18 protein-coding genes and 1 pseudogene are annotated in these 20,021 nt (G+C 53.3%); 15 read left to right on the top strand and 4 right to left on the bottom strand.

The window, feature by feature from the left end:
• Positions 1–140: 140 nt before the first annotated feature.
• Positions 141–1,043 (top strand): Rpn family recombination-promoting nuclease/putative transposase, encoded by a 903-nt coding sequence (locus tag JQN59_RS16100; RefSeq protein ID WP_149608213.1) that lies wholly within the window; start codon positions 141–143, stop codon positions 1,041–1,043.
• 47 nt (positions 1,044–1,090) lie between these two features.
• Here the strand turns inward: JQN59_RS16100 and dtpD are convergent, their stop codons facing one another.
• Positions 1,091–2,572, bottom strand: coding sequence for a dipeptide permease DtpD (gene dtpD, locus JQN59_RS16095; protein WP_003831389.1), 1,482 nt, complete (start codon positions 2,570–2,572; stop codon positions 1,091–1,093).
• A 289-nt stretch (positions 2,573–2,861) separates the two neighbouring features.
• On the opposite strand from dtpD, the gene ybgI reads away from it, so the two are divergent.
• The 8 genes from ybgI to nei are packed head-to-tail and all read left to right on the top strand — an operon-like array spanning position 2,862 to position 9,157.
• Positions 2,862–3,605 (top strand): radiation resistance protein YbgI, encoded by a 744-nt coding sequence (ybgI, locus tag JQN59_RS16090; RefSeq protein ID WP_149608220.1) that lies wholly within the window; start codon positions 2,862–2,864, stop codon positions 3,603–3,605.
• A gap of 15 nt (positions 3,606–3,620) precedes the next feature.
• Complete coding sequence (gene pxpB / locus JQN59_RS16085) at positions 3,621–4,277, top strand: 5-oxoprolinase subunit PxpB (RefSeq protein WP_003831391.1); 657 nt, start codon at positions 3,621–3,623, stop codon at positions 4,275–4,277.
• Entirely contained in the window at positions 4,271–5,203 is a 933-nt protein-coding gene (pxpC, locus tag JQN59_RS16080; RefSeq protein WP_048214672.1) for a 5-oxoprolinase subunit PxpC, read from the top strand. Before pxpB ends, pxpC begins: the two co-directional genes overlap by 7 nt.
• On the top strand, positions 5,193–5,927 hold the full coding sequence (gene pxpA, locus JQN59_RS16075) for a 5-oxoprolinase subunit PxpA (RefSeq protein WP_008784130.1): 735 nt from the start codon (positions 5,193–5,195) through the stop codon (positions 5,925–5,927). Before pxpC ends, pxpA begins: the two co-directional genes overlap by 11 nt.
• Before the next feature lie 55 nt (positions 5,928–5,982).
• On the top strand, positions 5,983–6,705 hold the full coding sequence (locus JQN59_RS16070) for a DUF969 domain-containing protein (protein WP_003831395.1): 723 nt from the start codon (positions 5,983–5,985) through the stop codon (positions 6,703–6,705).
• Positions 6,702–7,697, top strand: coding sequence for a DUF979 domain-containing protein (locus JQN59_RS16065; protein WP_149608212.1), 996 nt, complete (start codon positions 6,702–6,704; stop codon positions 7,695–7,697). The genes JQN59_RS16070 and JQN59_RS16065 overlap by 4 nt, the downstream gene beginning before the upstream one ends.
• Positions 7,698–7,706: 9 nt before the next feature.
• Complete coding sequence (pcp, locus tag JQN59_RS16060; RefSeq protein ID WP_003831398.1) at positions 7,707–8,351, top strand: pyroglutamyl-peptidase I; 645 nt, start codon at positions 7,707–7,709, stop codon at positions 8,349–8,351.
• A gap of 14 nt (positions 8,352–8,365) precedes the next feature.
• Positions 8,366–9,157, top strand: coding sequence for an endonuclease VIII (gene nei, locus JQN59_RS16055; protein WP_048214670.1), 792 nt, complete (start codon positions 8,366–8,368; stop codon positions 9,155–9,157).
• On the opposite strand, the gene JQN59_RS16050 is transcribed toward nei, so the two are convergent.
• The 3 genes and pseudogenes from JQN59_RS16050 to JQN59_RS16040 all read right to left on the bottom strand — a co-directional run bounded on the left by JQN59_RS16050 (position 9,154) and on the right by JQN59_RS16040 (position 11,973).
• Positions 9,154–10,200: an AbrB family transcriptional regulator gene (locus JQN59_RS16050; protein ID WP_057067727.1), complete on the bottom strand. Its 1,047-nt coding sequence runs from the start codon at positions 10,198–10,200 to the stop codon at positions 9,154–9,156. The two genes, nei and JQN59_RS16050, sit on opposite strands and share 4 nt — an antisense overlap.
• Positions 10,201–10,375: 175 nt before the next feature.
• Positions 10,376–11,659, bottom strand: a complete 1,284-nt coding sequence (locus JQN59_RS16045) for a citrate synthase (protein WP_003831404.1) — start codon at positions 11,657–11,659, stop codon at positions 10,376–10,378.
• A gap of 203 nt (positions 11,660–11,862) precedes the next feature.
• A pseudogene (locus JQN59_RS16040) lies at positions 11,863–11,973 on the bottom strand (hypothetical protein).
• Positions 11,974–12,356: 383 nt separating this feature from the next.
• Here JQN59_RS16040 and sdhC point away from each other — a divergent pair.
• From sdhC to odhB, 6 genes are all read left to right on the top strand, one after another.
• Positions 12,357–12,761, top strand: a complete 405-nt coding sequence (sdhC, locus tag JQN59_RS16035; RefSeq protein WP_003831406.1) for a succinate dehydrogenase cytochrome b556 subunit — start codon at positions 12,357–12,359, stop codon at positions 12,759–12,761.
• The gene (gene sdhD, locus JQN59_RS16030) at positions 12,755–13,102 is read left to right on the top strand and encodes a succinate dehydrogenase membrane anchor subunit (RefSeq protein ID WP_003831408.1); all 348 of its coding nucleotides are present in this window, start codon (positions 12,755–12,757) and stop codon (positions 13,100–13,102) included. The genes sdhC and sdhD overlap by 7 nt, the downstream gene beginning before the upstream one ends.
• Complete coding sequence (gene sdhA / locus JQN59_RS16025; protein WP_003831409.1) at positions 13,102–14,868, top strand: succinate dehydrogenase flavoprotein subunit; 1,767 nt, start codon at positions 13,102–13,104, stop codon at positions 14,866–14,868. Before sdhD ends, sdhA begins: the two co-directional genes overlap by 1 nt.
• Positions 14,869–14,883: 15 nt before the next feature.
• Positions 14,884–15,600, top strand: coding sequence for a succinate dehydrogenase iron-sulfur subunit SdhB (gene sdhB, locus JQN59_RS16020; protein WP_003022921.1), 717 nt, complete (start codon positions 14,884–14,886; stop codon positions 15,598–15,600).
• 349 nt (positions 15,601–15,949) lie between these two features.
• Positions 15,950–18,751, top strand: coding sequence for a 2-oxoglutarate dehydrogenase E1 component (gene sucA, locus JQN59_RS16015; RefSeq protein WP_003831411.1), 2,802 nt, complete (start codon positions 15,950–15,952; stop codon positions 18,749–18,751).
• 14 nt (positions 18,752–18,765) lie between these two features.
• The gene (gene odhB / locus JQN59_RS16010; RefSeq protein ID WP_003022925.1) at positions 18,766–19,989 is read left to right on the top strand and encodes a 2-oxoglutarate dehydrogenase complex dihydrolipoyllysine-residue succinyltransferase; all 1,224 of its coding nucleotides are present in this window, start codon (positions 18,766–18,768) and stop codon (positions 19,987–19,989) included.
• Positions 19,990–20,021: the final 32 nt, after the last annotated feature.

Here is a 20,021-nt window from a genome sequence, read left to right as displayed (position 1 = left end):
ATACCTTCCAGCAGAATGAATATGTTGCAGTGGGGGGGCATTTAGCGCTGAAGCGTGTACGCAAGGCTGCTAATGCCTTGATGAAGATGTTTTCCGCCAGCAGTAAAGTGCCGTCATCTTCATTCAGGTGACGGAATTTGATGACAACACCAACGACATCTACACCGCACGATGCGGTATTTAAAACGTTTTTACATCATCCAGAAACAGCTCGGGACTTCCTCGAAATTCATCTACCCGCAGATCTGCAAACGCTTTGCGATTTAAATACGCTGAAGCTGGAGTCAGAAAGCTTTATTGAAGCGGATTTACGTACCCGCTACTCCGACGTGCTCTGGTCTGTGCATACGCACGATGGTGAAGGTTATGTATACGTGGTTATAGAACACCAGAGTTCAGCCGATCCGCATATGGCTTTTCGTCTGCTGCGTTACGCAATAGCGGCGATGCAGCGTCATTTGGATGCCGGGCACAAAGAACTGCCGATTGTGATACCCATGCTGTTTTATCATGGCTGTCGAAGTCCGTATCCGTACTCACTGTGCTGGCTTGATGCGTTTACCGATCCTGTAACGGCACGGCAACTTTATGCCAGCGCATTTCCATTGGTGGATATCACAGTGGTGCCCGATGACGAAATCATGGCTCACAGGCGAATGGCACTGCTGGAACTAATGCAAAAACATATCCGTCAGCGGGATTTGATGGGGCTGGTAGATCAACTGGCCACGCTGTTACTTACAGGGTGCGCTAATGACACGCAACTACAGGCGATGTTTAATTACATCCTGCAATCCGGCGATGAATCTCGCTTTAATGAATTTATACAAGAGATGGTGCAACGGATCCCCCAACATAAGGAGAAGCTGATGACGATTGCCGAGCGGTTACGCTTAGATGGATTACAGGAAGGGTTGCAGCGAGGCAAACGAGAAGCCGCATTACGTATAGCGCAAACTATGTTGGAGCAGGGAATAGATCGCAACATGGTGCTTCTGGTTACAGGTCTTTCTGAAGAGGAGTTGACTGCCAGCCATGCGTAATTCCTGAAAAAAAGCCCGAATCAGATTACATCATCGGGCCCCTACACTCAGGATTCTACCGCCAGTGAACGGTTTCTGAACTTAAGCGACTGGTACAGCCAAATCATCAGCACCAGCACCACACAGGCCAGCGCACCCCAGGTAATTTCACTAAAGACATCAATATAGGCATTGATGGAGTAGTTGATAGCGCCGGCAGCATCAAACGAGCCTTGTGAGGTCTGATCGGCGATAACGCCTGCCAGGTAATTGGCGATGGCACCGGAAAGCAGCATATAAATGCCGGTTAATACGCCGGTAACACCAGGGATCTCAATACGCGTAATTTGTGACATTGCTACCGGATCGATAAACAGTTCGGCAAAGCCCATGACCGCCAACCCAAGTACCATCAGCGGCATGGAAGAGTGGCCGTAAGCAGCGGACCAGCGAGCGCTCAAGGTTAGAATACAGAACCCAGCGCTCATTAAGCCGAGGCCAAGGGCAAATTTACCCCAGATACGTACGGTACGATTGCCACTCACGCTTTCTTTGACTACCCACGCCAGTACGATACCGCACAGCATAACGGCAAAAGCGTTAACCGACTGGAACATCGCGGTAGGGACGGAATACCCCAGAATATCGCGGTTAACGAAGCGGTCGATATACAGGCTGATCGAACTGCCGCCCTGTTGAGCAAAGGCCCAAAACAACAGGCTGAAGAAGGTCAGCGTGACGATAAGCCCCAGCTCTTTGCGTTGTTTCTGCGTCTGTGCCTGGCGATAAATCTTCGCCAGAACTGCCAGACCAATAATGGTGGCAACTATCAGTGCGTAAACGGACCACTCTTTCCAGAACAGCACGGTAATCAGCAGCGGTGCGGCAACCAACAAAACTAACAGCCAGGCCCAGTTTGGCAGAATAAAGGTTTTAGCACAGAGAACGGCCTTGTTGACGCCGGTGGTGTGGGCGAAATGGCGATTACCACATAAGAATATCACCAGCCCTGCCAGCATGCCGATGGCAGCCAGCGCAAAGCCCATCGCCCAGCTGTATTCTTCCTGCACGTAGCCACAGGCAATAGGGGCAATAATCGAACCTATGTTACCAGCAGCGTAAAGCAGAGAGAATCCACCGTCGCGACGCGGGTCTTCAGGTTGATACAACTCGCCCAACAGGCAACTGATATTTGATTTAAACAGACCGTAGCCGCAGACAATTATCGCCAGCGACAAATAGAGGAACGCCGGGGCCATTTCGCTGGCACCCAATACCAGATGTCCTACCGCCATTAAAAATGCGCCGATCATCACCGCCATTCGATTGCCGAGCACTTTATCGGCCAGGTATCCCCCGAGAATAGGGGTGACATAGACCAGCGAGCAGTAGGCGCTGAACAGTTCATATGCGTGATTATCGTCGTACTTAAGCTGGTTAGTGAGATACAGGATCAGCAGCGCACGCATGCCGTAAAAACTGAAGTATTCCCAGATTTGTAGCGCGACAACGTAGTATATCGCCCGTGGTTGAGATGCTTGTTTATTCATTATTTTCTCGAAGTAAATGCCTCGCGACTGGCTGAACGTGCTGCGCGAGTGTGTTTCCTTAAAGTTGTAACTTTGATACAGATCTGATTATTTTTGCAATATGCTGTCTGATTGCATAAATATACATGAATTAGATCGCGTAGTGGTAAGCAAATCACGTTCAAAGCGGGTGTGATTGTTTCTTTATGTGTCAGTGAAATGGCTATCGACGAACGCAGGCGGGAACGCTATTTTAACCTAAGCTGTGTTGCTGATTGGGCAGGCAGAAATGATGACTACGAGGACGATGATGAAAAACACCGAACTGGAACAACTGATCAACGACAAACTAAACAGCGCCGCCATTAGCGATTATGCGCCGAATGGTTTGCAGGTTGAGGGCAAAGAGACGGTGCATAAAATCGTGACCGGTGTGACTGCAAGCCAGGCATTGCTGGACGAGGCGGTACGCCAGCAAGCGGATGCGGTTATTGTTCACCACGGCTATTTCTGGAAAGGCGAATCTCCGGTTATTCGCGGCATGAAGCGCAATCGTCTGAAAACGCTGTTAGAAAATGATATCAACCTGTATGGCTGGCACTTGCCGCTGGATGCACACCCGGAATTGGGGAATAACGCGCAGTTGGCCGCGCTGTTGGGAATCACCGTTATGGGGGAAATTGAACCGCTGGTGCCATGGGGAGAACTCTCCATGCCGGTTCCGGGGCTGGAGTTGGCATCGTGGATTGAAGCGCGTTTAGGTCGTAAACCGTTATGGTGCGGTGATACCGGACCGGAGAAAGTTCAGCGCGTTGCCTGGTGTACCGGGGGCGGTCAAAGTTTTATTGATAGCGCAGCCCAATTTGGTGTCGACGCCTTTATTACCGGTGAAGTCTCTGAGCAAACCATTCACTCAGCCCGCGAGCAGGGGCTGCATTTTTATGCTGCCGGTCACCATGCGACCGAACGCGGCGGCATTCGCGCATTAAGCGAATGGCTGAATGAAAATACCGATCTGGACGTAACCTTTATCGATATACCTAATCCAGCGTAATAATGAGGGATGAAAGTGCAGCGAGCGCGTTGTTATCTGTTAGGTGAAACGGCGGTGGTTCTCGAACTGGAGCCCCCCATCACGCTGGCGACTCAGAAACGCATCTGGCGTCTGGCTCAGCGTTTAGTTGACGCCCCGAATGTGCTTGAAGCTATTCCGGGAATGAACAATATCACGGTTACTCTACGCGACCCGCAAACACTGGCGCTGGATGCGATTGAACGCCTGCAGCGCTGGTGGGAAGAGAGCGAAGCACTGGAGCCGGATTCACGTTTTATTGAAATACCTGTGACCTATGGTGGTGAGTTTGGCCCTGATCTGGCAGAGGTCGCCCGACACAGTGGATTAAGCGACAAGCAGGTCGTCGAACTTCATGCGTCAGTTGACTATGTGGTGTGGTTTATCGGTTTTCAGCCGGGATTTCCCTATCTCGGGAGCTTACCTGAACAGCTGCATACCCCCAGACGTGCGGAACCGCGTTTGCTTGTTCCGGCAGGTTCTGTCGGTATCGGTGGATCTCAAACGGGGATCTACCCGCTTGCCACACCCGGTGGATGGCAATTGATTGGGCGTACCTCCGTTTCGTTATTTGATCCAAAACGGGAGGAGCCGATTCTGTTACGGGCTGGCGATACCGTGCGTTTTGTCCCGCAGAAGGAGGGGATATGTTAAACATCATCCGCGCTGGCATGTACACCTCAGTACAGGACGGGGGACGCCATAGTTTTCGTCAATCCGGAATTAGTCACTGTGGCGCGCTGGATAAACCGGCGCTGAACGTGGCTAACCTGCTGGTGGGTAATGATGCGAATGCCGCAGCGCTGGAAATCACGCTGGGGCAACTGGTGGTGGAGTTTGAAGCCGATGGCTGGTTTGCCCTGACCGGTGCCGGATGCGAAGCGCATCTGGATCGAACTCCCGTATGGAGCGGATGGCGGTTACCAGTAAAAGCCGGGCAGCGCCTGACGCTAAAACGACCTCTTCATGGTATGCGCAGTTATCTGGCTGTAGCGGGCGGTATTGATGTTCCCGAAGTGATGGGTTCGCGTAGTACCGATCTGAAAGTGGGCATTGGTGGGTTTGAAGGGCGTCTGCTGCGTGATGGCGATCGACTGGCGATTGGCGTATCGACCCGGCAATTCAGCGGGCCACAAGGTGTAAAACAACTGATGTGGGGTAATCTCATTCGTGCACTGCCCGGCCCTGAATATCAGGAGTTTGATGAGGTATCTCAGGCCTCTTTCTGGCGCTCGCCGTGGCAGCTTAGCCCACAAAGTAACCGTATGGGGTATCGTCTTCAGGGGCAGCCGCTGACGCGCACGACCGATCGCGAGCTGCTGTCGCATGGTTTGCTCCCCGGCGTGGTGCAGGTTCCGCATAATGGCCAGCCAATCGTGCTGATGAACGATGCTCAGACGACGGGTGGCTATCCGCGTATCGCCTGTATTATCGAGGCAGATATGTATCATCTGGCGCAGATCCCGCTCGGTCAGCCGATTCATTTTGTGCAGTGTTCGCTGGAGGAAGCGCTGAAGGCGCGGTACGACCAGCAGCGTTATCTGGAACAGTTAGCATGGCGACTTAACAATGAAAATTGATCTCAATGCAGACCTCGGTGAGGGATGTGCGAACGATGCAGCGTTGCTGCAATTGGTGTCATCGGCCAACATCGCCTGTGGGTTTCACGCCGGCGATGCGCAAACTATGCTCTCAAGCGTGCGTGATGCGTTAAAAAATGGTGTGGCGGTAGGCGCACACCCCAGCTTTCCGGATCGGGAAAATTTTGGTCGTAGCGCCATGACCCTGCCTGCACAAACGGTGTATGCGCAGACGCTGTATCAAATTGGCGCGCTGGCTGCCATCACGCGGGCAGAAGGCGGTGTGATGCGCCATGTCAAACCGCATGGCATGCTCTATAACCAGGCGGCGAAAGATCCTCAATTGGCTGATGCGATTGCGAAAGCGGTTCATGCCTGTGATCCGTCGCTGGTTCTGGTCGGGCTGGCGGGAAGCGAACTGATTCGCGCTGGAGAACACTATGGCTTGATAACGCGTCAAGAGGTTTTTGCCGATCGGGGTTATCAGGCCGATGGCAGTCTGGTGCCACGTAACCAGCCGGGCGCACTGATTGAGGATGAAGAGCAGGCGCTGGCGCAAACGTTAGAAATGGTGCAATCCGGCAGAGTAAAAAGCCAAAGTGGAACATGGGCAAGCGTGACCGCCCAGACGGTATGCATTCATGGGGATGGCGAGCACGCACTCGCTTTTGCCCGTCGCTTGCGTAGCGCCTTTAATGCATGCAATATTGAAATTGGTGCATAAGATTTACCATACAAAACAACAATATATTACACAACAACATATACGGGAATGAATTATGGGAGAGGTAATTTCTCTCTGGCCATTGACGGGGATCGCCGTCATCGTGGTCGGATTTCTTTTACGTTTTAATCCGGTATTGGTGGTTATTATTGCCGGGATCGTCACGGGACTGGCGGCGCATATGCCGATCGCCACCATCCTCGAGAAGCTGGGTGAAGGTTTTCTTAACACCCGCAACCTGCCGTTTATCCTGCTGATCCCGCTGGCGGTTATTGGCCTGCTGGAACGTCACGGACTCAAAGAGCGTGCTCAGGCGTGGATTGCGAAAATCCGCAGTGCCACCAGTGGCCGTCTGCTTATTGTCTATCTGTTCATTCGCGAAGCGACCGCTGCGTTAGGGTTGACCAGTCTGGGGGGGCATCCGCAGATGGTGCGCCCGCTGCTGGCGCCAATGGCGGAAGGGGCCGCCGAGAAAAATCACGGAGAGATACCCGGCGCGGTTCGCTATCGCCTGCGCGCAATGTCAGCGGCGACCGATAACGTCGGGCTGTTTTTCGGTGAAGATATCTTTGTTGCCTTCGGCGCGATCATATTCATGCACAACTTTATGCTGGAGTCTGGAGGGATCCAGACCGAACCTCTGCATATCGCCTTGTGGGGGATCCCAACGGCAATTTGTGCTTTCCTGATCCACGGCACGCGTTTGTGGCGTCTGGATAGCTATTTGCAACGTGAGGTGGCGAAAGCAAATGCCGCAGCGAAAGGGGAAGCGAAATGAATTTTCAACAAAGCTATCTCTACTGGCTGGCAGGTGCGGTATTACTGATTGTGGCGCTGATGTCCTGGCAGGACAAAGCAAACCCGCGCCGTTTCACCACAGGCCTGTTTTGGGGCATATATGGCATACTGTTTCTGCTTGGTGACTGGACATACTCGCTGTTTGGCGATAAACGCGCAGTGCATATTGCCGTCGGCGTTGCGGTGGTCGTGCTGGCCCTGATCGCGGGTTTTGGCGGTGTGAAGCTGGGAAGCTACCATCAACGCACGCAGCAACAGCGCGAAGAAAGCGCCAGCCGCCTGGGCAACCGCCTGTTTTTCCCAGCGTTGGCGATCCCGGTGGTAACGGTCATTGGCGTACTGATGTTCAACCATATTCCGGGCTTACAGGATGCGCTGTTCGGGCCGGGTAATCACGCCACGCTGGTGACGCTCTTTTCAATGACAGCGGGTTCGTTGATTGGTCTGGCGATGGCGATAAAAATGACCCATGAGCGGGTGCATCAACCGATTCAGGAGGCACGCCGTCTGCTGGACTCCATTGGCTGGGCGTTCATTTTGCCGCAGATTCTGGCTACGCTTGGGCTGCTGTTTACAGCGGCGGGTGTCGGTAGCGGCATTTCATACCTGACGCAGGAATATCTGGCGGTGGATAGTCGCTTTATCGCGGTGGCGGTGTACACCATCGGCATGGCATTGTTGACCATGGTTATGGGTAATGCGTTTGCTGCTTTCCCGATCGTGACCGCTGGGATTGGCATTCCGATCCTCGTACTGCAACACGGCGGCAACCCAGCGGTAATGGCGGCGATAGGTATGTTCTCCGGCTATTGTGGGACGCTGATGACGCCGATGGCGGCGAACTTTAATATTGTTCCTGCAGCGTTGCTGGAACTACCGGACAAAAATGCGGTGATTAAAGCGCAGGTGCCAACCGGCGTACTGCTGCTACTGGTCAACGTGTTCCTGATGTATTTCCTGATGTTCCTGTAAGGAGGAAGGATGAAAACAGTACTCATCACGGGATTTGAACCCTTTGGCGGCGAGTCAGTTAACCCTTCCTGGGAAGTGGTCTCGAGCCTCGACAATGCTATTATCGGTGGATGCCGCGTAATAGCCCGCCAACTACCGTGTGTCTTTGGCGAGTCTCTCGCTGTACTCAATGCCGCGATTGACGCGTTGTCGCCATCACTGGTGCTGGCGGTGGGGCAGGCGGGTGGTCGCACGGATATCACCGTGGAACGCGTGGCGATTAACGTTGACGATGCGCGTATTGCGGATAATCAGGGGCAACAGCCGGTCGATGTGCCGATTGTGGTCGATGGCCCGGCGGCATGGTTTAGTACGTTGCCGATTAAAGCGATGGTTGTCGCCATGCGCAACGCGGGAATTCCGGCCTCGGTTTCCCAGACTGCGGGTACTTTCGTGTGTAACCATGTGATGTATGGCCTGCTGCATAAACTACGCGACGTACCGGCGGTGAAGGGCGGTTTTATTCATATCCCTTATTTGCCGCAACAGGCTGCGCAGCATCCCGGGGCGCCAAGTATGGCGACAGAAACGGTGCGCCGTGCGCTGGAGATTGCGATTGCCACCGCCTTGCAGGTGGAAAGCGATATCGCAGTGACGGGCGGCGCAACACATTAACAAAGGACAGTATTATGCCTGAAGGCCCGGAGATCCGCCGCGCGGCGGATAACCTGGAGGCGGCAGTCAAAGGCAAACCCCTGACGGATGTCTGGTTTGCCTTTGAGCAGTTAAAACCGTATCAATCTCAACTGATTGGGCAACGTGTTACCCAGCTTGAAACGCGGGGGAAAGCATTACTGACCCATTTTTCTAATGGCCTGACGCTGTACAGTCACAATCAGCTCTATGGCGTGTGGCGAGTGGTGGATACCGGCAAAATTCCGCAAACTTCGCGGGTACTGCGTGTCAGGCTGCAGACACACGACAAAACTATCCTGCTCTATAGCGCGTCTGATATCGAAATGCTGACGCCAGAACAGCTCTCCACCCATCCGTTCCTGCAACGGGTAGGGCCAGATGTACTGGATTTACGTTTAACGCCCGATGAGGTTAAAGCGCGTCTGTTATCTCCGCGTTTTCGCAATCGCCAGTTTTCTGGTCTGCTACTGGACCAGGCGTTTCTGGCTGGATTAGGTAACTACCTGCGGGTAGAGATCCTTTGGCAGGTTGGGTTGACCGGGCAGCATAAAGCGTCGCAGCTTAGTGATGAGCAACTGGATAAACTGGCACATGCGCTGCTTGATATTCCGCGGCTGTCTTATACTACCCGCGGCCTGGTCGATGAGAATAAACATCACGGTGCGTTGTTTCGCTTTAAGGTCTTTCATCGGGATGGCGAAACCTGTGAGCGTTGTGGTGGAATAATCGAGAAAACGATGCTCTCTTCGCGCCCCTTTTACTGGTGCCCGGGTTGTCAGCACTAAGCGGGTTGTTTTGGTGCGTGCACCGAAATAAACCGCGCGACTGCGGGGCCAGTTAACAAAATGCTGAACAGTCGCAGGGTTTGCATCGCCATGATGAGCGCCATATCAGCGTGGCTTCCTGCGGCGATCACCGCAACAGAATCCACGCCTCCAGGACTGGTTGCCAGATAGGCAGTGAGAAAGTCGATCTGCATGTAATGCGCCAGTCCCCAGGCCATGGCTGCGCAGATCGCCATCAGTGAAAAAATGGACAACAGGATCTGTGGCAGTGGTCGTAATGCCATCAAAAAGATCTGCTTGTCAAAGCCAAGACCGATTTGCCAGCCAATTGACATGTAGGCTATAGCCAGTAGCCATTCCGGTAGTTCAATCACCATTACTCCGCTTGCATTCAGCATGGCACCCACCAGCATTGGCAATAGCATAACGCCAGAGGGAATACGCAGTAGGCGTCCAGCCGTGCCGGCAACGGCGGCCAGCATCAGAGTGCTGAAAAGATTGCCGCTTAGCGGCGGAAACCAGATGATTTGTTCACTGATTGTTTGGGCCTGGTCGCCCATCACCAGCCGGGTGACCAGCGCTGCCGCGCCGACCACCAACAGTACGCGCAGATACTGCATAAACGCCACCAGCCGGATGTCGGCGCCATAATCCTGGGCCATTGCGACCATTGCAGCTGCACCGCCTGGTGACGAGCCCCACGCACCGGTATTCCCCGGTAGATTACTATAGCGAACCAGCAGCCAGCCGATTATCGCGCTGCTGATAAGGGTTGCCAGCAGGATAACAATCACCATCGGCCAGTGGGCTGCAAGGGTTGTAAAGATTGAACCAGTCAGATTTTGGGCAATCATACAGCCGAGAATCGCCTGTGCGCCAAGAAATGTGCAGCGAGGAGGATGCAGCGAGATGCCGCGCATACTGAAGATGATGCCGACGATCATCGAACCGAGCAGCAAGGGGCCTGGAAGATGGATAAACAGAAAGAGCAGGGAAAGAAGGAGCGATAGCACAAACAACAGGCTCCACTGCAAAACAGGCATCCCATGCTCCTGAGTAAAATGTGAGAAATCTCAGTAAATCATAGAGAAAGCACGATAAGAATAAAATAATGTGGATCAAATAAAAACAGGCCGGACATAGGCATCACTGCTTTATCCGGCCTGGGAGCGTTTATAACTTTAAGCCGGACAAGCGCTAGCGCCATCCGGCAGACAATTAACGCTTAATATCAGACTTAAAATCGCGCTTGTCGTAGCCGGTGTACAGCTGACGAGGACGGGCGATTTTCATGCCGTCGGTGTGCATTTCGTTCCAGTGTGCAATCCAGCCAACGGTACGTGCCATGGCGAAGATAACGGTGAACATGGAGGACGGAATGCCCATCGCTTTCAGGATGATGCCGGAGTAGAAGTCTACGTTCGGGTAAAGTTTCTTCTCGATGAAGTACGGGTCGTTGAGCGCAATGTGCTCAAGTTCCATCGCCACTTCCAACAGATCATCTTTGGTACCCAGTTCTTTCAGCACTTCGTGGCAGGTTTCACGCATGACGGTAGCGCGCGGGTCATAGTTTTTATAAACACGGTGACCAAAGCCCATCAGGCGGAAGGAATCATTCTTATCTTTCGCGCGGCGAACAAATTCCGGAATGTGTTTAACAGAGCTGATTTCTTCCAGCATTTTCAGCGCAGCTTCGTTTGCGCCGCCGTGTGCCGGTCCCCACAGGGAAGCGATACCAGCCGCGATGCAGGCAAACGGGTTAGCGCCAGAAGAGCCCGCGGTACGTACGGTAGAGGTTGAGGCGTTCTGTTCGTGGTCAGCGTGCAGGATTAAGATACGGTCCATTGCGCGTTCCAGAATCGGATTCACTTCGTATTTTTCGCACGGCGTAGAGAACATCATGTTCAGGAAGTTACCGGCGTAGGAGAGATCGTTACGTGGGTACACGAACGGCTGCCCGATGGAATATTTGTAGCACATCGCTGCCATGGTTGGCATTTTGGACAGCAGGCGGAAGGCGGCGATTTCACGGTGACGTGCGTTGTTTACATCCAGCGAGTCATGATAGAACGCTGCCAGCGCTCCGGTAACACCGCACATAACGGCCATCGGGTGAGAGTCGCGGCGGAAACCGTGGAACAGACGGGTGATCTGCTCGTGGATCATGGTATGGCGAGTGACTGTGGTTTTGAACTCGTCGTACTCTTCCTGCGTCGGTTTTTCGCCGTACAGCAGGATATAACACACTTCCAGATAGTTGGACTCGGTCGCCAGTTGGTCAATCGGGAAGCCGCGATGCAGCAAAACACCTTCGTCACCGTCGATGAAAGTAATTTTGGATTCGCAGGATGCGGTAGAGGTGAAACCTGGGTCAAAAGTAAACATCCCTTTTGAGCCAAGGCTACGAATATCAATAACATCTTGACCGAGCGTACCTTTCAGCACATCCAGTTCAATAGCAGCGTCACCATTTAGAGTGAGTTTTGCTTTAGTATCAGCCATTTACGGTCTCCTTAGCGCCTTATTGCTTAAGACTGCCGGAACTTAAATTTGCCTTCGTGCATCAATAAACCGTTACCAGTTTGTTATTTGGCTCGCCGCTCTGCGAAAGAGGGGATGACCTGGGTACAGAGCTATGGGCGCTTGCAGGTAAAACGGTCTTTTCATGGCGAATAAACTGCAAATCAAGAACTTAGCAATCCGAATTATTTAACCTGTCTATCACTAATAACTGTCCTGAAGGTATTGGTCAATACTTCCACACTGTTACATAACTAAATCTCCGGTGAAAGAGTGACCCCATAACTTTTACGCATTATATGCTTTTTCTGGTGTCGTTTGTAACAACTTTGTTTAATGATTGTCAAATCAGATGATTAAAAATTAAAATAATGTTGTTATCGTGACCTATGTCACTGTTCGGGATAAAACCCGACAAACTATATGTAGGTTAATTGTAATGATTTTGTGAACGTCCTATACTGCCGCCAGGTCTCCGGAATACCCTGCAATCCCGAGCCAACCAGCGTTGTAACGTGTCGTTTTAGCATCTGGAAGCAGTGTTTTATATGACGCGTAGTTATAGTAAGGACGCTGTCTGACCCGCACGCAGACCGGAGGAAGGAAATCCCGTCGTCTTTCAGGCTACAGGTGTCTTCATCTTCTGTACCCGAAGTCTAAAGGGAATAATAAGAACAGCATGTGGGCGTTATTCATGATAAGAAATGTGAAAAAACAAAGACCTGTCAATCTGGATCTGCAAACGATCCGGTTCCCAATCACGGCGATAGCGTCCATTCTCCATCGCGTATCCGGAGTGATCACCTTTGTGGCGGTCGGGATTCTGTTGTGGTTATTGGGTACCAGCCTTTCCTCCCCTGAAGGTTTCCTCACCGCGTCATCCATTATGAATAACTTCTTTGTGGAGTTAATTCTGTGGGGGATCCTGATTGCGCTGGCATATCACGCCGTAATGGGCATTCGCCATCTGTTGATGGATTTTGGCTATATCGAAGAAACCCTCGAAGCAGGGACACGCTCCGCCAAAATTTGTTTCGTTATCATTGTCGTGCTTTCACTTCTCGCAGGAGTCCTCGTATGGTAAGCAACGCCTCCGCATTAGGACGCAACGGCGTACATGACTTCATTCTGGTCCGTGCTACCGCTATCGTTCTGACGTTATACATCATCTATATGGTCGGTTTCTTCGCCACCAGCGGCGAGCTGACGTATGAAGTCTGGACCGGTTTCTTCTCATCGGCATTCACCAAAGTCTTCACCCTGCTGGCACTTTTCTCCATCTTGATTCATGCCTGGATCGGCATGTGGCAGGTGTTGACCGACTACGTTAAACCTCTGGCTGTGCGCCTGATTCTGCAACTGGCTATCGTTGTTGCGCTGGTGGTTTACGTCATTTATGGATTTGTTGTGGTGTGGGGTGTGTAATGAAACTGCCAGTCAGAGAATTTGATGCTGTTGTGATTGGTGCCGGCGGCGCAGGTATGCGCGCGGCGCTGCAAATTTCCCAGAGCGGTCAGACCTGTGCGCTGCTCTCCAAAGTGTTCCCAACCCGTTCCCATACCGTATCCGCGCAGGGTGGCATCACCGTTGCGCTCGGTAATACCCATGAAGATAACTGGGAATGGCACATGTACGACACCGTTAAAGGGTCGGACTACATTGGTGACCAGGACGCTATTGAATATATGTGTAAAACCGGTCCGGAAGCGATTCTGGAGCTGGACCACATGGGGCTGCCGTTCTCTCGCCTCGACAATGGCACAATTTATCAACGTCCGTTTGGCGGCCAGTCGAAGAACTTCGGCGGCGAGCAGGCGGCACGTACTGCGGCAGCGGCCGACCGTACCGGTCATGCACTATTGCACACGCTGTATCAGCAGAACCTGAAAAACCATACCACCATCTTCTCCGAGTGGTATGCGCTGGACCTGGTGAAAAACGCCGATGGCGCAGTTGTCGGTTGCACCGCGCTGTGTATCGAAACCGGTGAAGTGGTTTACTTCAAAGCCCGTGCGACCGTGCTGGCGACCGGTGGTGCTGGCCGTATTTATCAGTCCACAACTAATGCCCACATCAATACCGGTGACGGTGTTGGTATGGCTATCCGCGCTGGCGTGCCGGTGCAGGATATGGAGATGTGGCAGTTCCACCCAACCGGTATCGCCGGTGCAGGCGTTCTGGTAACAGAAGGCTGCCGTGGTGAAGGTGGCTACCTGCTGAACAAACACGGCGAGCGCTTCATGGAGCGTTATGCCCCGAATGCGAAAGACCTGGCGGGTCGTGACGTGGTGGCGCGTTCCATCATGATCGAAATCCGCGAAGGTCGCGGCTGTGACGGCCCGTGGGGTCCGCACGCCAAACTGAAACTCGACCACCTGGGTAAAGAAGTGCTGGAATCCCGTCTGCCGGGTATTCTCGAACTGTCCCGTACCTTTGCTCACGTTGACCCGGTCAAAGAGCCGATTCCGGTTATCCCAACCTGCCACTATATGATGGGCGGTATTCCGACCAAAGTAACCGGTCAGGCGCTGACCGTGAATGAGCAGGGCGAAGATGTGGTGATCCCTGGGCTGTTTGCCGTCGGCGAAATCGCCTGCGTATCGGTTCACGGCGCCAACCGTCTGGGCGGCAACTCGCTGCTGGACCTGGTCGTATTTGGTCGTGCGGTTGGTCTGCATCTGCAGGAATCAATCGCCGAGCAGGGTGACCTGCTGGATGCGACCGAAGATGAAATCGACGCTTCTCTGGCGCGTCTGAACCGCTGGAACGGTAACCGTAACGGTGAAGACCCGGTGGCGATTCGCAAAGCGCTGCAAGAATGTATGCAGCATAACTTCTCGGTATTCCGCGAAGGCGATGCGATGGCGAAAGGTCTGGAAGAGCTGAAAGCGATCCGCGAACGCCTGAAAAATGCCCGTCTGGACGATACCTCCAGCGAGTTCAACACCCAGCGCGTTGAGTGTCTGGAGTTGGATAACCTGATGGAGACCGCGTACGCCACTGCAGTATCTGCAAACTTCCGTACCGAAAGCCGTGGTGCGCATAGCCGCTTCGACTTCCCGGAACGTGATGATGAAAACTGGCTGTGCCATTCCCTGTACCTGCCAGAGTCGGAATCCATGACGCGACGTCAAGTCAATATGGAACCGAAGCTGCGCCCGGCATTCCCGCCGAAGATTCGTACTTATTAATGCGGAGACAGGACAATGAAACTCGAGTTTTCAGTTTATCGCTATAACCCGGATGTTGACGACGCTCCGCGCATGCAGGATTACACCCTGGAGGCGGAAGAAGGGCGCGACATGATGCTGCTGGATGCCTTGATGCAGCTGAAAGAAAAAGATCCGTCGCTGTCGTTTCGTCGCTCCTGCCGTGAAGGGGTTTGTGGCTCCGACGGTCTGAACATGAACGGCAAAAATGGACTGGCCTGTATCACTCCTATTTCTGCGCTGAATCAGCCGGGCAAAAAAATTGTCATTCGCCCGCTGCCGGGTTTACCGGTTGTGCGCGATTTGGTGGTAGACATGGGGCAATTCTACGCACAGTATGAGAAGATTAAGCCTTACTTGTTGAATAATGGGAAAAATCCGCCAGCTCGTGAGCATTTACAAATGCCAGAGCAGCGTGAGAAGCTCGATGGGCTGTATGAATGTATTTTGTGTGCATGCTGCTCAACGTCCTGCCCATCATTCTGGTGGAACCCGGACAAGTTTATTGGCCCGGCAGGCCTGCTGGCAGCGTATCGCTTCTTAATTGATAGCCGCGATACCGAGACCGACAGCCGCCTGGAAGGTTTAAGTGACGCTTTCAGCGTATTCCGCTGCCATAGCATCATGAACTGCGTCAGCGTATGTCCGAAAGGACTGAACCCGACGCGCGCCATCGGCCATATTAAGTCGATGCTGCTCAAACGTAGTGCGTAAGTTGTTGTAGTGGTTGCCGGATGGCGACGTAGCGTCTTATCCGGCCTACGGGTTATGTACCTTGTAGGTCTGATAGGCGAAGCGCCATCAGGCAATGGTTGCCGGATGCGACGTAGCGTCTTATCCGGCCTACGGGTTACGTACCTTGTAGGCCTGATTAGCGAAGCGCCATCAGGCAATATAAGTGCAGGAAACCTCTAAAAACTGCCACATTATTAGACAGTTTTTAAAGGTTCCTTAGCGGACGCAGATGACACGACAGTCCGCAACAAGTGAACCCCGGCACGCACATCGGTGTGCGTGGTAGTATCCACGGCGAAGTAAGCATACAAATGCTTAAGGGATCACGATGCAGAACAGCGCTTTGAAAGCCTGGTTGGACTCTTCTTACCTCTCTGGTTCTAACCAGAGCTGGATAGAACAGCTCTATGAAGACTTCTTAACCGACCCTGACTCGGTAGATGCTAACTGGCGTTCGACGTTCCAGCAGTTACCTGGTACCGGAGTCAAACCGGATCAACTTCACTCAAAAACACGTGATTATTTCCGTCGACAGGCGTTGATTACCCCACGTTACTCTTCTTCTATTTCCGACCCTGATGCCAATGTGAAGCAGGTTAAAGTCCTGCAGCTCATTAACGCCTACCGTTTCCGCGGTCATCAGCATGCGAATCTTGATCCGCTGGGACTGTGGCAGCAAGAAAATGTGGCCGATCTGGACCCATCTTTCCACGATCTGACCGATGCGGATTTCCAGGAAAGCTTTAACGTAGGTTCTTTTGCCGGCGGCAAAGACACGATGAAGCTGAGTGACCTGGTTGTTGCGCTGAAACAAACCTACTGCGGCCCAATTGGCGCCGAGTATATGCACATCACCAGCACCGAAGAAAAACGTTGGCTTCAGCAGCGTATCGAGTCTGGCCGTGCCGCATTCAGTAGCGAAGAGAAAAAACGCTTCCTCAGTGAACTGACCGCAGCAGAAGGTCTGGAACGCTACCTGGGCGCTAAGTTCCCGGGCGCGAAACGCTTCTCGCTTGAAGGCGGCGATGCGTTAATCCCAATGCTCAAAGAGATGATCCGCCACGCCGGTAACAGCGGTACCCGTGAAGTGGTACTGGGCATGGCGCACCGTGGTCGTCTGAACGTTCTGGTTAACGTATTGGGCAAACGCCCGCAGGAACTGTTCGACGAATTTGCGGGCAAACATAAAGAACACCTCGGCACCGGTGACGTGAAGTACCACATGGGCTTCTCATCAGATATCGAAACCGAAGGCGGTCTGGTACACCTGGCGCTGGCGTTTAACCCGTCGCACCTGGAAATCGTTAGCCCGGTGGTTATCGGTTCCGTACGTGCACGTTTGGATCGTCTGGACGAACCGAGCAGCAATAAAGTCCTGCCAATCACCATTCACGGTGATGCGGCAGTTACCGGGCAGGGCGTGGTTCAGGAAACCCTGAACATGTCGAAAGCGCGTGGTTACGAAGTGGGCGGTACCGTTCGCATCGTTATCAACAACCAGGTGGGCTTCACTACGTCTAACCCGCTGGATGCGCGTTCTACACCGTACTGTACCGACATCGGTAAGATGGTTCAGGCGCCGATTTTCCACGTGAACGCGGATGACCCGGAAGCGGTCGCTTTCGTGACGCGTCTGGCGCTGGATTTCCGTAATACCTTTAAACGCGATGTCTTCATCGATCTGGTGTGCTACCGCCGTCACGGCCACAACGAAGCCGACGAGCCGAGCGCAACCCAGCCGCTGATGTATCAGAAAATCAAAAAGCATCCGACCCCGCGCAAAATCTACGCTGATAAGCTGGAAGCGGACAAGGTCGCCACGCTGGAAGATGCGACCGAGATGGTCAATCTGTACCGTGACGCGCTGGATGCTGGCGAATGCGTAGTGAAAGAGTGGCGTCCAATGAACATGCACTCCTTCACCTGGTCGCCGTACCTCAACCACGAGTGGGATGAAAACTACCCGAACAAAGTTGAGATGAAGCGTCTGCAGGAGCTGGCAAAACGCATCAGCACTGTACCTGAAGCGGTTGAAATGCAGTCGCGTGTTGCCAAGATTTACGGCGACCGTCAGGCCATGGCCGCAGGCGAGAAGCTGTTTGACTGGGGTGGTGCAGAGAATCTGGCTTACGCCACGCTGGTTGACGAAGGCATTCCGGTCCGTCTGTCGGGTGAAGACTCCGGTCGCGGAACCTTCTTCCACCGTCACGCGGTGATTCATAACCAGGCGAACGGTTCAACCTACACGCCGCTGCAGCATGTGCATAACGGACAGGGCACCTTCCGCGTATGGGACTCCGTGCTGTCTGAAGAAGCCGTGCTGGCGTTCGAGTACGGTTATGCCACAGCAGAACCGCGCACGCTAACCATCTGGGAAGCACAGTTCGGTGACTTCGCTAACGGTGCACAGGTCGTTATCGACCAGTTCATCTCTTCCGGCGAGCAGAAATGGGGCCGTATGTGCGGTCTGGTTATGCTGCTGCCGCACGGCTATGAAGGTCAGGGTCCAGAGCACTCCTCCGCGCGTCTGGAACGTTATCTGCAACTTTGCGCTGAGCAAAACATGCAGGTTTGCGTCCCGTCTACCCCGGCGCAGGTTTACCACATGCTGCGTCGTCAGGCGCTGCGCGGTATGCGTCGTCCGCTGGTGGTGATGTCACCGAAGTCGCTGCTGCGTCATCCGCTGGCGGTGTCTACGCTGGACGAACTGGCAAATGGTACTTTCCTGCCAGCCATTGGCGAAGTAGATGAACTTGATCCTAAAGGCGTGAAGCGTGTCGTGATGTGTTCTGGTAAGGTTTATTACGACCTGCTGGAGCAACGCCGCAAGAACGACCAAAAAGATGTCGCCATTGTGCGCATCGAACAGCTCTATCCGTTCCCGCATAAAGCGGTGCAGGAAGCGCTGAAACCATTTGCTCACGTACATGATTTTGTCTGGTGCCAGGAAGAGCCGCTCAACCAGGGCGCATGGTACTGCAGCCAGCATCATTTCCGTGAAGTAATTCCATTTGGGTCAGCTCTGCGTTATGCAGGTCGCCCGGCCTCTGCCTCTCCGGCAGTAGGGTATATGTCCGTTCACCAGAAGCAGCAACAAGATCTGGTAAATGACGCGCTGAACGTCGATTAAATAAAGGATAAATAATGAGTAGCGTAGATATTCTTGTTCCCGACCTGCCTGAATCCGTAGCGGATGCAACGGTTGCAACCTGGCACAAAAAACCGGGCGATGCAGTACGTCGTGATGAAGTACTGGTAGAAATCGAAACTGACAAAGTGGTACTGGAAGTACCGGCATCAGCGGACGGTATTCTTGATGCGGTTCTGGAAGATGAAGGGACAACCGTCACTTCTCGCCAGATCCTCGGTCGCCTGCGTGAAGGCAACAGCACCGGTAAAGAAACCAGTGCTAAGTCTGAAGAGAAAGATTCTACTCCGGCACAGCGCCAGCAGGCGTCTCTTGCTGAGCAGAACAACGATGCCCTGAGCCCGGCGATCCGTCGTCTGCTGGGTGAGCATAACCTCGAAGCCAGCGCTATCAACGGCACCGGTGTCGGCGGTCGTATCACCCGTGAAGATGTTGAAAAACATCTGGCGAAAGCTCCGGCTGCGAAAGCCGAAGCAAAAGCGCCGGCTGCAGCACCTGCACCGCAGGCTCAACTGGGCGCGCGTGGCGAAAAACGTGTTCCGATGACCCGTCTGCGCAAACGCGTAGCCGAGCGTCTGCTGGAAGCGAAAAATTCCACCGCCATGCTGACCACGTTCAACGAAGTCAACATGAAGCCAATCATGGACCTGCGTAAGCAATACGGTGATGCGTTCGAGAAACGCCACGGTATCCGTCTGGGCTTTATGTCTTTCTACGTGAAAGCGGTTGTTGAAGCGCTGAAACGCTATCCGGAAGTGAACGCGTCCATCGACGGCGATGACGTGGTTTACCACAACTACTTTGATGTCAGCATGGCGGTCTCCACGCCGCGTGGCCTGGTCACGCCGGTCCTGCGTGATGTGGATCTGCTGGGTATGGCTGACATTGAGAAGAATATTAAAGAACTGGCAGTTAAAGGTCGCGACGGCAAGTTGACGGTTGAAGATCTGACGGGTGGTAACTTCACTATCACTAACGGTGGTGTGTTCGGTTCCCTGATGTCCACGCCGATCATCAACCCACCGCAGAGCGCCATCCTGGGTATGCATGCCATCAAAGATCGTCCGATGGCGGTAGACGGCAAGGTTGAAATCCTGCCGATGATGTATCTGGCGCTGTCTTATGACCACCGTCTGATCGATGGTCGTGAGTCAGTAGGCTTCCTGGTAACTATTAAAGAGTTGCTGGAAGATCCAACGCGTCTGCTGCTGGACGTGTAGTTAATAAGAGTATCACCTGCCCCGTAGGTCTG

The organism is Citrobacter sp. B72, from assembly GCF_016894305.1.
In the GTDB taxonomy this organism is placed as follows: Bacteria; Pseudomonadota; Gammaproteobacteria; order Enterobacterales; family Enterobacteriaceae; genus Citrobacter; species Citrobacter portucalensis.
This window is presented reverse-complemented; position numbering and strand designations above follow the sequence as displayed.

Excerpts from the sequence above, each read along its gene's own strand:
- JQN59_RS16100 (WP_149608213.1), top strand. The coding sequence starts at position 141 with ATGACAACACCAACGACATCTACACCGCACGATGCGGTATTTAAAACG.
- dtpD (WP_003831389.1), bottom strand. The coding sequence starts at position 2,572 with ATGAATAAACAAGCATCTCAACCACGGGCGATATACTACGTTGTCGCG.
- ybgI (WP_149608220.1), top strand. The coding sequence starts at position 2,862 with ATGAAAAACACCGAACTGGAACAACTGATCAACGACAAACTAAACAGC.
- pxpC (WP_048214672.1), top strand. The coding sequence starts at position 4,271 with ATGTTAAACATCATCCGCGCTGGCATGTACACCTCAGTACAGGACGGG.
- pxpA (WP_008784130.1), top strand. The coding sequence starts at position 5,193 with ATGAAAATTGATCTCAATGCAGACCTCGGTGAGGGATGTGCGAACGAT.
- JQN59_RS16070 (WP_003831395.1), top strand. The coding sequence starts at position 5,983 with ATGGGAGAGGTAATTTCTCTCTGGCCATTGACGGGGATCGCCGTCATC.
- JQN59_RS16065 (WP_149608212.1), top strand. The coding sequence starts at position 6,702 with ATGAATTTTCAACAAAGCTATCTCTACTGGCTGGCAGGTGCGGTATTA.
- pcp (WP_003831398.1), top strand. The coding sequence starts at position 7,707 with ATGAAAACAGTACTCATCACGGGATTTGAACCCTTTGGCGGCGAGTCA.
- nei (WP_048214670.1), top strand. The coding sequence starts at position 8,366 with ATGCCTGAAGGCCCGGAGATCCGCCGCGCGGCGGATAACCTGGAGGCG.
- JQN59_RS16050 (WP_057067727.1), bottom strand. The coding sequence starts at position 10,200 with ATGCCTGTTTTGCAGTGGAGCCTGTTGTTTGTGCTATCGCTCCTTCTT.
- JQN59_RS16045 (WP_003831404.1), bottom strand. The coding sequence starts at position 11,659 with ATGGCTGATACTAAAGCAAAACTCACTCTAAATGGTGACGCTGCTATT.
- sdhC (WP_003831406.1), top strand. The coding sequence starts at position 12,357 with ATGTGGGCGTTATTCATGATAAGAAATGTGAAAAAACAAAGACCTGTC.
- sdhD (WP_003831408.1), top strand. The coding sequence starts at position 12,755 with ATGGTAAGCAACGCCTCCGCATTAGGACGCAACGGCGTACATGACTTC.
- sdhA (WP_003831409.1), top strand. The coding sequence starts at position 13,102 with ATGAAACTGCCAGTCAGAGAATTTGATGCTGTTGTGATTGGTGCCGGC.
- sdhB (WP_003022921.1), top strand. The coding sequence starts at position 14,884 with ATGAAACTCGAGTTTTCAGTTTATCGCTATAACCCGGATGTTGACGAC.
- sucA (WP_003831411.1), top strand. The coding sequence starts at position 15,950 with ATGCAGAACAGCGCTTTGAAAGCCTGGTTGGACTCTTCTTACCTCTCT.
- odhB (WP_003022925.1), top strand. The coding sequence starts at position 18,766 with ATGAGTAGCGTAGATATTCTTGTTCCCGACCTGCCTGAATCCGTAGCG.